Source organism: Vineibacter terrae (assembly GCF_008039615.1).
In the GTDB taxonomy this organism is placed as follows: Bacteria; Pseudomonadota; Alphaproteobacteria; order Reyranellales; family Reyranellaceae; genus Vineibacter; species Vineibacter terrae.
This window is the reverse complement of the sequence record NZ_VDUZ01000015.1, coordinates 112,315-125,642: the sequence shown is the minus strand read 5'-3', so window position 1 is coordinate 125,642 and position 13,328 is coordinate 112,315. Positions and strand designations below refer to the sequence as shown.

Annotated in this window: 9 protein-coding genes; 7 read left to right on the top strand and 2 right to left on the bottom strand. The window is 66.2% G+C overall.

The window, feature by feature from the left end; translation table 11 throughout:
• The first annotated feature begins 66 nt into the window (after positions 1-66).
• On the top strand, positions 67-846 hold the full coding sequence (locus FHP25_RS15145; protein ID WP_147847774.1) for a LamB/YcsF family protein: 780 nt from the start codon (positions 67-69) through the stop codon (positions 844-846).
• Positions 847-928: 82 nt separating this feature from the next.
• A complete protein-coding gene (locus FHP25_RS15140) occupies positions 929-1,378 on the top strand; it encodes a hypothetical protein (protein WP_147847773.1) in 450 nt (149 codons plus the stop codon).
• A 433-nt stretch (positions 1,379-1,811) separates the two neighbouring features.
• On the opposite strand, the gene FHP25_RS42620 is transcribed toward FHP25_RS15140, so the two are convergent.
• A complete protein-coding gene (locus FHP25_RS42620; RefSeq protein WP_408068528.1) occupies positions 1,812-1,940 on the bottom strand; it encodes a hypothetical protein in 129 nt (42 codons plus the stop codon).
• Positions 1,937-2,134 (bottom strand): 2OG-Fe(II) oxygenase family protein, encoded by a 198-nt coding sequence (locus FHP25_RS42615; RefSeq protein ID WP_147847772.1) that lies wholly within the window; start codon positions 2,132-2,134, stop codon positions 1,937-1,939. Before FHP25_RS42615 ends, FHP25_RS42620 begins: the two co-directional genes overlap by 4 nt.
• A gap of 431 nt (positions 2,135-2,565) precedes the next feature.
• Between FHP25_RS42615 and FHP25_RS15130 the strand changes: the two genes are divergently transcribed.
• From FHP25_RS15130 to treS, 5 genes are all read left to right on the top strand, one after another.
• Positions 2,566-4,110, top strand: coding sequence for an acyl-CoA carboxylase subunit beta (locus FHP25_RS15130; RefSeq protein WP_147847771.1), 1,545 nt, complete (start codon positions 2,566-2,568; stop codon positions 4,108-4,110).
• A gap of 74 nt (positions 4,111-4,184) precedes the next feature.
• Positions 4,185-4,637 (top strand): hypothetical protein, encoded by a 453-nt coding sequence (locus FHP25_RS15125; protein ID WP_218578391.1) that lies wholly within the window; start codon positions 4,185-4,187, stop codon positions 4,635-4,637.
• Between the two features lie 171 nt (positions 4,638-4,808).
• Positions 4,809-6,530, top strand: a complete 1,722-nt coding sequence (glgP, locus tag FHP25_RS15120; RefSeq protein ID WP_147847770.1) for an alpha-glucan family phosphorylase — start codon at positions 4,809-4,811, stop codon at positions 6,528-6,530.
• A 192-nt stretch (positions 6,531-6,722) separates the two neighbouring features.
• Positions 6,723-10,016 (top strand): maltotransferase domain-containing protein, encoded by a 3,294-nt coding sequence (locus FHP25_RS15115; RefSeq protein WP_231712331.1) that lies wholly within the window; start codon positions 6,723-6,725, stop codon positions 10,014-10,016.
• 3 nt (positions 10,017-10,019) lie between these two features.
• On the top strand, positions 10,020-13,325 hold the full coding sequence (gene treS / locus FHP25_RS15110; RefSeq protein ID WP_147847769.1) for a maltose alpha-D-glucosyltransferase: 3,306 nt from the start codon (positions 10,020-10,022) through the stop codon (positions 13,323-13,325).
• Positions 13,326-13,328: the final 3 nt, after the last annotated feature.

Sequence of the window (13,328 nt, the reverse complement as noted above, 5' to 3'; positions counted from 1 at the left end):
GGATCATGCCATCGGGCGCACGGGCCTCGCGCCGGCGTGCCCGGCGTTCGACAAGGAGCAACGATCATGGCCACCGAAATCAACATCAACTCCGACCTCGGCGAGAGCTTCGGGCCATGGAACATGGGCAATGACGTCGAGGTGCTGAAGATCGTGCGCTCCGCCAACATCGCCTGCGGCTTCCACGCCGGCGATCCCATGGTGATGGCCAGGACCGTCAGGCTCAGTGTCGAGAACGGCGTCAGCATCGGCGCCCATCCCGGCTTCCCCGACCTGCAGGGCTTCGGCCGCCGGGTGATGCGCTTCACCAATGCCGAGATCGAGATGATCATCGCCTACCAGGTGGGCGCCCTGATGGCGATCGCGGCCGCCAACGGCGGCAAGGTCACGCACGTGAAGCCGCACGGCATGATGGCCAACATGTCGGCCGAGGACGAGGACTTGGCGATGGCCATGGCGCGCGCCATCAAGGCGGTCGACCCGAGCCTGATCTTCCTCGCCCAGGCGGTCACGCCGCAGGTGACGGCGGCCCGCAAGGTCGGCCTGCGCGCCGCCGAGGAGGTGTTCGCCGACCGCACCTACACCGACAAGGGCATCCTGACACCGCGCAAGGAGCCCAACGCCATGATCCATGACGCGCAGGAATCGCTGCGCGCGGTCAAGCGCATGATCGAGGAGCAGGCCATCTTCTCGACCAGCGGCAAGAAGATCCCGTGCCAGGTCGACTCCGTCTGCGTGCACGGCGACGAGCCGACGGCCGTGACCACCGCCCGCACAGTGCGCGACGGCCTGCAGGCCAGCCAGATCCGCATCGTGTCGCTGCCGGAGCTGCAGCGGATGCAGTGAAAGGACTGCACTGATCCACAGACAAAACCAAAAGTTGCTTTAAGGTCGTACAATCAACAAGATTATTGGGGAGCGGGAAGAAATGAAGGGGACGGTCAAGCGCTTGCCGACAAAACCTTCAGCATCGCCGACGAGAAAGCACGCCCAACTCAACGTTACGGCAAGGCGAACTCCGGAGCTTGTGATGGCATTTGTCGGTGCCGCTGGTTCTGGCGTAACGCCGGTCGCAAATGCGTTCGCATCAGAATTAAAAGAGCAATTCGGATATGAGATTCACCATATTAAGGTAAGCACCTTATTACGTAATGTAGCAGATTCAGTTGGCGAAAAATCGATCACGACCGGGTCTAAGGCTGATAAGATCGAAAATCTCCAGAATATTGGCAACAAGCTTCGCCAATTAAAATCAGCCGATTACTTGATGAAGATATGCGTGCAAGAGATCGCCAAGAAACGACACAATGCTGGAGGCTACCAAAGGGCAGCTGACGCCTTAGTCGCTATCCCGAAGAGATGGGTTGCCTTCTACTGATGACAAGCCTGCTGCAACGCTAGTATGATCAATGCCTACATGAGATTTTGCAGGCAGGTGCTCCGATGTCGCGATCGCCTCGATCTTCGGACGAGCAGTTGTCGTTAATGCTCCCGATTTCAGGCGGGCAGAGTGCGAAATCAGGTGTCCGCCTTAAGACTAAAACTGACCTTGAGCAGCTGCCCTCATCTACACAAACGCCCACCGACGATGAATGGCGGCGCGCTAATTGAACAGCTTGAACGGACGGGGCTTACTCAGTTGGATGAGTGAATAGCGTGGCAGACGTTCTTTGCGTTCGTGAAGTGTGCTTGGAATGCGTCGCAGCATCGGGCGTGGACCGATTTCATCGACGAACGCGATGATGCTACATCCGCTGTAGACGGACAGGCAGTGGCGCCGCGGATCAACGGCGGCACCACACCACCGAGGTTCACACTATCGCCGACGGCCAGATGCGCCGGTAGGTCGCGACCATTTCCTTGCCGACGTGGAATGTCGGCGCGGCCGGATCGTTCTCGGATCCCAGCGGCCGCACGACGGTGTCGTAGCTGGGCGTCATGAAGAACGGGATCGAGAAGCGCGGCACGCCACCACGGTTGGCGACGCGATGGTTGGTCGAGGAGAGAGCCGGCCGCCGGTCCAGAACTGCAGCGTGTTGCCGATGTTGATGATGCAGGAGCCCTTCACCGGCGGCGCGGCGATCCACTGCCCCGCCTTGCTCAGCACCTGCAGCCCGCCGGTGTGGTCCTGCATCAGGCCAGGCCGAGGCCGCCGCAGTCGGCCGCAGCCGTGGCGTGGCCATCGACTTCGCCGCTGGGGGACCTATGCCGAGTCTGAATTCGCAGCGGCGCCGTCAGCGCGGTCGCGACAAGGCACGCGCTATCACCGAGCGTCCCAGGAAAGTACACGACACTAAAGCTCACAGCTTGATGCCGTGACGTTTGGCAATTCGTCCAGAAGCTTCGCGTTCATGTTCCTAACGTAACCCTCCGCCGGTGTGTCGCAAGCCTTTCGGCTACGGGTGCATGCATCGATGCCGCGCTCCCTCGGGCGTGCTCCTCGCCGCTCGCCCGTGAGCGAAACGCGTAGCCGCGATGCAATGGATACAAATGAGCACCGGCTCGTCAGGCTCCGGAAAACAGTATAGGTAGGTGGACGTCAGGAACGAGCGAGGATCTACCGCGATGAGCTGGCAGCCGGAACTGGATGAGCTGAAGCGCCGTCAGGCGCTGGTGGCCCGCATGGGCGGGCCCGACAAGGTGAAGCGCCAGCATGATGGTGGCCGGCTGACCGTGCGCGAGCGCATCGAGCGGCTCCTCGATCCCGGATCGTTCCGCGAGCTCGGCAGCATCGCCGGCAAGGCCGCCTATGACGGCAAGAACGATCTCACCGACCTCATGGCATCCAATTCGGTGACCGGCCGCGGCACCATCGACGGCCGCCCGGTGGCGATCTCGGGCGACGACTTCACGGTGCGCGGCGGCTCGGCCGACGCCACCATCAAGGAGAAGAACCTGCTGATCGAGCAGATGGCCAACGAATACCGGATACCGCTCATCCGGTTGATCGAGGGCTCGGGCGGCGGCGGCTCCGTGAAGACCATCGAGACCGAGGGCCGCGCCAACGTCCCGGGCGTGGCCGGCTTCGATGTCGTGACTGCCAACATGGCCACGATCCCCGTCGTCGCGCTGGGGCTGGGCTCGGTGGCCGGCCTGGGCGCGGCGCGGCTGGCGGCGGCGCACTACTCGGTGATGGTCAAGGGCCTGTCGGCGATGTTCGTGGCCGGGCCGCCGGTCGTGGCTCGGCTGGGCCAGACGCTCTCCAAGGAGGAGCTGGGCGGCTGGGAGATCCAGCTGCGCGCCGGCGCCGTCGACGAGGCCGTCGACAGCGAGGACGATGCTTTCGCCGTCGCGAAAAAGTTCCTGTCGTACATGCCGCAATCGGCGTTCGAGCTGGCGGCGCGCGGCCCGCAGCAGGACGATCCCAAGCGGCGCGAGGAGAAGCTGCTGTCGGTGATCCCGCGTGATACGCGCAAGGTCTACGCCATGCGCCAGATCGTGAATGCGGTGGTCGACAAGGGCAGCTTCTTCGAGATGGGCAAGCTCTACGGCCGCGCCGTGATCACCGGCCTGGCACGGCTCGACGGCTGGCCGGTCGCCTTCATGGCCAGCGACCCGATGCACTATGGCGGCGCCTGGACATCGGACACCTGCCAGAAGGTGACACGGTTCATGGACCTGGCCGAGACCTTCCGCCTGCCCATGGTCTATCTCGAGGATTGCCCCGGCTTCCTCATCGGCCTGGAGGCCGAGAAGAGCGGCGTCATCCGCCAGGGCGTGCGCGCCATGGCGGCGATGCACCAGATCACGATCCCCTGGTGCACCATGATCGTGCGCAACAATTTCGGCGTCGCCGGCGCCGCGCACCGGAACACCGGCCGCATGGCCTTCCGCTACGCCTGGCCTTCGGGCCGCTGGGGATCGCTGCCGCTGGAAGGCGGCATCGAGGCCGCCTACCGCGCCGACATCGAGGCCGCGTCCGATCCCAAGGCCAAGCTGGCCGAGATCGAGGACCGCCTCAACAAGCTGCGCTCGCCCTTCCGCAGCGCCGAGAGCTTCTGGATCGAGGAGATCATCGATCCGCGCGACACCCGCACGCTGCTGTGCGAATTCGCCAACCTCGCCGCTCCCGTGCGTCAGGGCAAGGCGAGCTTCTGGATGCGGCCGTGATGTTGTCATGACGGTTCGCCGTTGGCGCGGCGCCGTCGTCGGTCCATGATCATGCCGACAACGGGAGGAGCGACATGGCTAACGCCTCCATGCGGACGGTGCTGTTCGCCTTCATCGCCGGCGCCGTCGGGTTCCTGGTCTTTCACCAGGGCGGGTTCTGGGCATTGACCCAGGCCGGCGTCCTGAAAGCCAACACCTGGTCGATGGCGACGACCAGGCCGCTGGGCGTGCCGGCGGTGATCTCCTATGTGTTCTGGACCGGGTTGTGGGGCGTCGTGGCGGCGCTCGTGGTGCCCCGCCTGCCGGGCGCGCTGCGTGGCCCCTGGGGCTGGATCCTGTTCGCCGCCATCGTGCCGACGCTGGTCAACTGGTTCATCGTGCTGCCGCTGAAGGGCGCGCCGATGGGTGGCGGCTTCAACATGCCCGGCGTCGCGCTCGCGCCGCTGGTCTATGGCTTCTGGGGCTTGGGCATGTGGCTGGTGATGCAGCTGCTGCAACAGACGACGAGCAGCGGCGCCAGAGCCTGAGACGGGTTTTTGCTTTCTGGATTTCGCGCGCGCACGTGCTGAAACACGGCGCTTCGTGCCGCCGCCACAGAGTTTACATCTTTCCGAGCTCCAATCCGGCTGCATTGTCGCGATGAGGATGAAGCTCATCATCGGTTTCGCATAGCATCCATCATCATTGGGGCTCCTGGCATGAAAGCACCGCAGGGCGCAACGATCGGCCGTTATCTGGTGCGCACCCGCATCGCCTACTTCTCCATGGAGATCGCGCTACGCGCCGAGATGCACACCTACAGCGGCGGCCTGGGGGTGCTTGCCGGCGACACGGCGCGTTCGGCTGCCGATCTCGAGCTGCCCATGGTGTTCGTGACGCTGATCAGCCGCCGCGGCTATCTGCGCCAGGAGATCGGGCGCGACGGACGGCAGATCGCGCACGACGACCCGTGGGATCCGACGGCGTTCGCGGTTCCGCTGCGCGTCAAGGTGGCGCTGCCGATCGGCGGCCGCGAAGTCTGGATACGGCCGTGGCTCTACGAGCTGCATGGCGCGCTGCAGCACCGCGTGCCGGTGCTGCTGCTCGACACCGACCTTGCCGAGAACGATCCCGCCGACCGCAGCATCACCGACAATCTGTACGGCCAGGGTGACTCCTACCGCCTGCAGCAGGAGATCGTGCTCGGAATCGGCGGCATCCGCGTCCTTCAGGCGCTGGGCTTCACCATCCAGACGTATCACATGAACGAAGGGCATGCCGCCCTGCTGTCGCTGGACCTGCTGCGCCGGAACGCGCTGCCGACAGACGAGACGCAAGCCGGCGGCCTCAGATACGCGGTCGGCCCGGTGCGCGACCGCTGCGTCTTCACCACCCATACGCCGGTCGAGGCCGGCCATGACCGCTTCTCCTATGATCTCGTGTCGAAGCTGCTGGGCGACTACATCGACATCGACCAGCTCAAGCTGCTGGCCGGCCCCGACCATATGAACATGACGCACGTGGCGCTGAAGCTCAGCGGCTACGTCAACGGCGTCGCGAACCGGCACGCCGAGACGACGACGCGGATGTTCCCCGGCTACCGCGTGCGCTCGATCACCAACGGCATCCATCTGCCGACCTGGGCCCATCTGTCGTTCGCCAAGCTCTTCAGCCGGCACTTTCCCTCATGGGGCTTCGATCCGGAGATGATGGTGCGGGCCGATCAGCTGCCCGACGAGGACGTGTGGCAGGCGCACCAGAGCGCCAAATCAGACCTGATCACCACGGTGATGGCGCGAACCCACGTCAAGCTGTCGCCGGATCTGCCGATCCTGGGCTTCGCGCGCCGCATGACATCCTACAAGCGGCCGGACCTGCTGTTCTCCGACCTGGCGCGGCTGGCATCCGTCAGCGAGCAGCACCCGTTCCAGGTCGTCTTCGCCGGCAAGGCCCATCCCGCCGACGGCCCCGGACGACAGATCATCCAGGACATCCACCGCTCCATCGAGCAGCTCAAGGGCAGGATCAACGTCGTCTTCCTGCCCGGCTACAACATGGACCTGGCGAAGGTGCTCGTGTCCGGCATCGATGTGTGGCTCAACACACCGGTTCCGCCCATGGAAGCATCCGGCACCAGCGGCATGAAAGCCGCCCTCAATGGCGGGCTCAATCTCAGCGTGCTGGATGGCTGGTGGGTCGAGGCCTGGATCGAGGGCGTCACGGGCTGGGCCATCGGCGACGACCACGCCGACCACGTGCCCACCGCGGCCGCCTTGTACGACAAGCTCGGCACCACGGTCCTGCCGCTCTACTACCGCGATCGCGCGCGATGGATCTGGATGATGAAGCAATCCATCAGCAAGGTCGCCACCTATTTCAACACGCAGCGGATGATGCGTCGCTATGTCGTTGATGCCTACGTCGCTGCCGGCCTGAAGTAGTCCGTGCCGGCGGCAGGCCGGCCGAAGCCCATCCCGGCGTTATCCTCGACGTGCCGCTCATGGAACCCGTTGCGGGGTCCCGGCGTTGAAGGGCAACGACCCGAAAGGGTTCGGGACCGGCGAATCGAGCGGGCAGCATCACATCTGCCCCTGCGCTCCAGCAACGCCGCCCCATGGGAGAGGACAATCGGCGTGCATGGACTGAAGCCACGCATCTACTATCTGCATCCGCTGCTGGCCGGCCCCCTGCAGGGCTGGCCACAGCATATCGATCGCTGCGCGCAGCTCGGCTTCGACCACCTCCTGGTCGCGCCGATCTTCCTGCCCGGGCGATCCGGCAGCATTTTCGCGACCGCCGACCACGACAAGTGCCATCCGGCGCTGAAATGGAGCGATGCCGCCGATGATGCCGTGGCGGCCATCGCCGCCATGTGCCGGGACCGCGGCCTGGCGCTCCTGCTCGACCTGGTGATCGACAAGCTGGCGGACGACGCCGGCCTGGTGCAGGCGCATCCCGATTGGTTCTCGACCGCCGCCGACCCGGACGCGATGCCACCGGATCCGCGCCTGCCGCAGGCGGAGCGGTTCGTCGTCCATCCGCGTGCCGAAGCCTGGTCGCCCGGCGGCCCCCTGGGCACATGGTGGGAGGGCCGGCTGCGGCGCTGGATCGACGCCGGAGCCACGGGCTTTCGCTGCGAGTCGCCGCATCGCGCGCCGGCGGACGCCCTGCGAACGCTCATTGCGGCGGCACGCCACCATCGGCAGCAAACCCTCTTCATCGCATGGACCCCGGGCCTGGCACGACAGGACCAGGCGGCGCTTGCAGGAAGCGGCTTCGATCTCACCGTGGCGTCGACGGCATGGTGGGACTATCGCGCCGAGTGGCTGCTGGACGAGGACGCGACCTTGCGGTCCATCGCGCCACCGCTAGGGCTGGCGGAGCCGCCCTTCGGCACGCGGCTGGCCGAAGGCTGCAGCGATGCTGTTCTCCTTCACCGGCGCTACAAGCGCGCCGTCATGTTCGCGGCCGCCTACGGCACCGGCTGGATCGCGCCGATGGGGATCGAGTTCGCATCGCCACGACGCCTGGACTGCACCCACGACCAGGCTGACGATTTCCAGGCGCTGCGCGAGGCACCCCTTCTCGATTGCACCGCCGACATCAAGGCAGCCAACACGCTGAGCGCATCGACACCGCCGGTCGTGGCACCCGCCGCCAGCCAGCTCGTGTCATCGCCACGTGCCGCCGTCGCCGCCGTGCTGCAGTCCTCGCGCGCCGACAATCCCGGATCGACACGCCTGATCCTGGCGAATGCCGATCTCGGCCAGGCCAACCGCATCGACGCCGCGTCGCTGCTGATGCGCAGCGCCGACCACGGCGTGCGCTATCGCAGCCTGCTGCCGCCTCAGGGCGAGGCGCTGTCGCCGGACAAGGAGACCAGCCTGGCAGCCGGCGAGGTCCGGCTGCTCGCGGCGGAAACGGTCACAGCTCTATTGTCCAAGCGACGGTCCGGCAGGGCCGCGGTCGACAAGGCTTGCAGCGCGCCACGCGTCGTCCTCGAGCAGATCAGCCCGGCTGTCGACGGCGGACGCTTCCCGGTCAAGCGCCTGATCGGCGATCTGGTGACGGTCGAGGCCGACATCTTCAGCGACGGGCACGGCATCCTCCGCGCCGTGCTGCGGTGGCGCCACGACGATGAAAGCGACTGGCGTGAGCAGCGCATGGAGCCGGTGATCAATGATCGTTGGCGCGCCGCGTTTCCCCTCGAGCGGCTCGGCCGCTACGTGTTCACCATCGAAGCCTGGTGCGACGCGTTCGCCACCTACCGCGACGAGCTGACCAAGAAATACGCCGCCGGCCGGACGGTCGACCTCGAGATCGAGGAAGGCCGCGTGCTGATCGCCCAGGCGGCGCAGCGCATGTCGGGCGAGGCCGCGGGTGCCCTGGAACAGATCGCCGCCGCGATCCCCGGACAGGCGCCGGCGCAGCAGATCGCGCTCCTGCTCGCCGAAGCGACGGCCGACCTGATGGCGCAGGCCGACGATCGGCCCTTCAAATACCGGCATGAACCGGCGCTGGCCGTGGAAGTCGACCGCCGCGCCGCCGCATTCGCGAGCTGGTACGAGATCTTCCCACGCTCGCAAAGCGGCGATCCGGCGCGGCACGGCACCTTCGACGACGTCATCCGCAATCTGCCGCGCATACGGGCGATGGGGTTCGACGTCCTTTATTTCCCGCCGATCCATCCCATCGGCCGCACCAATCGCAAAGGTCGCAACAACAGCCTGCAGGCCGGCCCCACCGATCCCGGCAGCCCCTACGCTATCGGCGCCTCTGAAGGCGGCCATGATGCCATCCATTCCGAGCTGGGCTCGATCGACGATTTCCGGCGGCTGCGCGAGGCTGCCGCCGCGCACGGGCTCGAGCTGGCGCTGGACTTCGCCATCCAATGCGCGCCCGACCATCCCTGGCTGAAGCAGCATCCCGGGTGGTTCGACTGGCGCCCCGACGGCTCGCTGCGCTATGCCGAAAACCCACCGAAGAAATACGAGGATATCGTCAACGTCGACTTCTACACGCAGGGGGCGAAGCCGGGGCTCTGGCTCGCGCTGCGGGACGTGGTGCTGTTCTGGGCCGACCAGGGCGTCCGGCTGTTCCGTGTCGACAATCCCCATACCAAGCCGCTGCCCTTCTGGGAGTGGCTGATCGCCGATATCCGCGCCCGCTATCCCGACGCGATCTTCCTGTCCGAGGCCTTCACACGACCGAAGATGATGTATCGCCTGGCCAAGATCGGCTTCTCGCAGTCGTACACTTACTTCACGTGGCGCAACACCAAGCATGAGCTGCAGGAGTACCTGACCGAGCTCACCACCACGGCGCCGCGCGATTTCTTCCGGCCGCACTTCTTCGTCAACACGCCGGACATCAACCCCGTCTTCCTGCAGACCTCCGGCCGGCCCGGCTTCCTGATCCGCGCCGCCCTGGCCACCATGCTCTCCGGCCTGTGGGGCCTCTACAACGGCTTCGAGCTGTGCGAGGGCACGCCGCTGCCCGGCCGCGAGGAGTATGCCAACTCCGAGAAGTACGAGCTGCGCGCATGGGACTGGGACCGGCCGGGCAACATCGTCGCCGAGGTCACCCGGCTCAACGACATAAGGCGGCGCAATCCGGCGCTGCAGAGCCATCTCGGCATCCGCTTCTACAACGCCTTCAACGACAACATCCTCTATTTCGGCAAGGCGACGACGAACCGCGACAATACCGTCCTGGTCGCCGTCAACCTCGATCCGCACCACGCCCATGAGGCGGATTTCGAAGTGCCGCTCTGGGAATGGAGCCTGCCGGACCACGGCACTGTCTGGGCAGAAGACCTGATGCGCGGCGGTCGCACGACATGGACCGGCAAGGTCCAGCACATGCGCCTCGATCCCGCGGACCTCCCCTTCGCGATCTGGCGCGTCGCACCGCTGGAGAACACGTGATCCATGCGAGCCCAGCCGCGCCCCTCGAGCGAGAACGCCCATGACTGGTACAAGGACGCCGTCATCTACCAGCTTCATGTGAAGTCGTTCTTCGACTCCAACAACGACGGCATCGGCGACTTCCGGGGCCTCATCGCCAAGCTTGACTACATCGTCGAGCTGGGCGTCGATACGATATGGCTGCTTCCCTTCTATCCCTCGCCGCGACGCGACGACGGCTACGATATCGCCGACTACCGCTCGGTGCATTCCGACTACGGCACGATGGCCGACGTGCGGCGCTTCATCGGCATGGCCCATGAGCGCGGCCTGCGGGTCATCGCCGAGCTCGTGATCAACCACACGTCCGACCAGCATGCCTGGTTCCAGCGTGCGCGCCAGGCCAAGTCCGGCTCGGTGGCGCGGAACTACTACGTGTGGTCGGACAACGACCAGCGCTACGCCGGCACGCGCATCATCTTCATCGACACGGAAAAATCCAACTGGACCTGGGATCCGGTCGCCGGCGCCTATTTCTGGCACCGCTTCTATTCGCATCAGCCCGACCTCAACTTCGACAACCCGCACGTCGTGGACGAGGTGCTGCGCGTGATGCGCTTCTGGTGCGACCTGGGAGTCGACGGGCTGCGCCTGGACGCGGTGCCCTACCTCGTCGAGCGCGAGGGCACGTCCAACGAGAACTTGCCCGAGACCCACTCGGTCCTGAAACGCATCCGTGCCGAGCTCGACCGGCACTCCAATGGACGCATGCTGCTGGCCGAGGCCAATCAGTGGCCCGAGGATGCCCAGCAGTATTTCGGCGACGGCGACGAATGCCACATGGCGTTCCACTTCCCGTTGATGCCGCGCATGTACATGGCAATCGCGCAGGAGGATCGCTTTCCCATCACCGACATCATGCGGCAGACGCCGACCATTCCGACCGACTGCCAGTGGGCGATCTTCCTGCGCAACCACGACGAGCTGACGCTGGAGATGGTGACGGACCGCGAGCGCGACTATCTGTGGCAGGCCTATGCCGCCGACCAGCGCGCGCGGCTCAACCTCGGCATCCGCCGCCGCCTGGCGCCGCTGATGGAGCATGACCGCCGCCGCGTCGAGCTGATGAACGCCCTGCTGCTCTCCATGCCGGGCACGCCCATCATCTACTACGGCGATGAGATCGGGATGGGCGACAACATCCATCTCGGCGACCGCGACGGCGTGCGCACGCCGATGCAATGGTCGCCCGACCGCAACGGCGGCTTTTCCCGCGCCAATCCGGCGCGGCTGGTGCTGCCGACCAACATGGACCCGATCTACGGCTTCGAGGCGCTCAACGTGGAGGCGCAGAGCGCCGACCCCCATTCGCTGCTGAACTGGACCAGGCGCATGCTCGCCGTGCGCAAGGGGCGCCGCGTGTTCGGCCGCGGCTCGCTGCGGTTCCTCTACCCGCTCAATCGCAAGATCCTGGCGTATCTGCGTGAGTACCAGGATGAAAGCGTGCTCTGCGTCACCAACCTGTCGCGGACGGCGCAGGCGGTCGAGCTCGACCTGTCGGCATTCGCCGGCCGGGTGCCGATCGACATCGTCGGCGGCTCGCACTTCCCGCCGATCGGCCAGCTGACCTACCTGCTGACACTGCCGCCCTACGGCGTCTACTGGTTCCTGCTGGCGGCCGAAGCACAGCTGCCGGCCTGGCATATCCCGACGCCCGAGGTGATGCCGGAATACACGACCCTCGTCCTGCGCAAGGCGATCGGCGAGCTGCTGACGCCACCGTCGCGCGCCATCCTGGAGACCGAGGTGCTGCCCGCCTACCTGCCGAAGCGGCGCTGGTTCTCGGCCAAGCAGGATCGCCTCGAGCGGGTGCAGATCGCCTATGCCCTCCCGCGGTCGATCGAGGGGCGCGGCGAGGAGGTGATGCTCACCGAGATGGAGGTCGAGCACGACAGCCGCCGCGGCCGCTATCTGCTCCCCTTGGGAATCGTCTGGGAGGACGAGAACCCGGGGTCCCTGGCACAGCAACTCGCGTTGGCGCGCGTCCGCCGCGGCCGCCGCGTCGGACTGCTCACCGACGCCTTCGCCATGGGCATGCTGCCGCGGACGTTGCTGACCGCGCTGAAATCGAGCGCGACGGTGCCCAGTCCTGAAGGGACCATCGAATTCCGGGCCACGAGCCTGATCGACAGCATCGAGATCTCCCAGGAACCACAGCTGCGCTATCTCTCCGTCGAGCAGTCCAACAGCTCGGTGATCATCGACGATCTCGCCATGCTCAAGCTGCTGCGCAGCGTGCAAGGGGGCATCCATCCCGAATCCGAGATGACGCGGTACCTGACGGAGAAGGGCTTCGCCAACGCGCCCCAGCTGCTCGGCGAGATCGTCCGCGTGGCGCCCGACGGCACGCCCAACACGCTCGCCATCGTGCAGAGCTTCGTTCGCAACCAGGGCGACGGCTGGGGCTGGACGCTGGATTTCCTCGCCCGTGCCATCGAGGAGGTCGCCGTCACCGGCGATGTCGGCCAGGGCGAAGCCGATGCCTTTGCCGCCTATACGCGTTTCGCCGAAGCGATCGGCCGGCGGCTGGCGGAAATGCACGCGATCCTGGCTGCGCCCTCGGACCAGCCCGACTTCAATCCCGAACCGGTGTCCCAGGACGACGTCACGGAATGGTCGGATGCCATCGCCGAGAGCCTGAGCGCCGCCCTCGACGTGGTGCGCGCAACCAGGACCTGGCCAGACCAGCAGGCCGCCGACAGCGCATCGAACGTGCTGGCCCGGCGCCGGCAGCTGCTGGCCCTGCCGAAGCAGCTTGCGCCGGCGGGCATGGGCGCGCTCAAGACCCGCACCCATGGCGACTTCCACCTCGGCCAGGTCCTGGTCGTGCAGGGCGACGCCTTCATCATCGACTTCGAGGGCGAGCCCGCCCGGCCGCTGTCCGAGCGGCGGCGCAAGAGCAGCCCGTTGCGCGACGTCGCCGGCATGATGCGCTCGTTCCACTACGCCAGCGCCGCCGCGGCGCCGGGCCGTTCGGCGACCTCGCCACAGACCGGCGAACGGCGTGCCACGCTGCTTGAACGTTTCCGGCGCGACGCCAGCAGCGCTCTGCTGCGGGCCTACCGCGCCGCGCTCGGGACCGCCCCACATCCCTGGGTCGGCAAGCGCGCCGCCCCACACCTGCTGGAGCTCTTCCTGCTGGAGAAGGCCGCCTACGAAATCCACTACGAGGCCGCCAACCGGCCGACCTGGCTGGCATTGCCGGTCCTGGGCCTCGCCGGCCTTGCCGACCGACTGCTGAAGAAATCACCGGTGCTCGAGGATGCCTAAGGC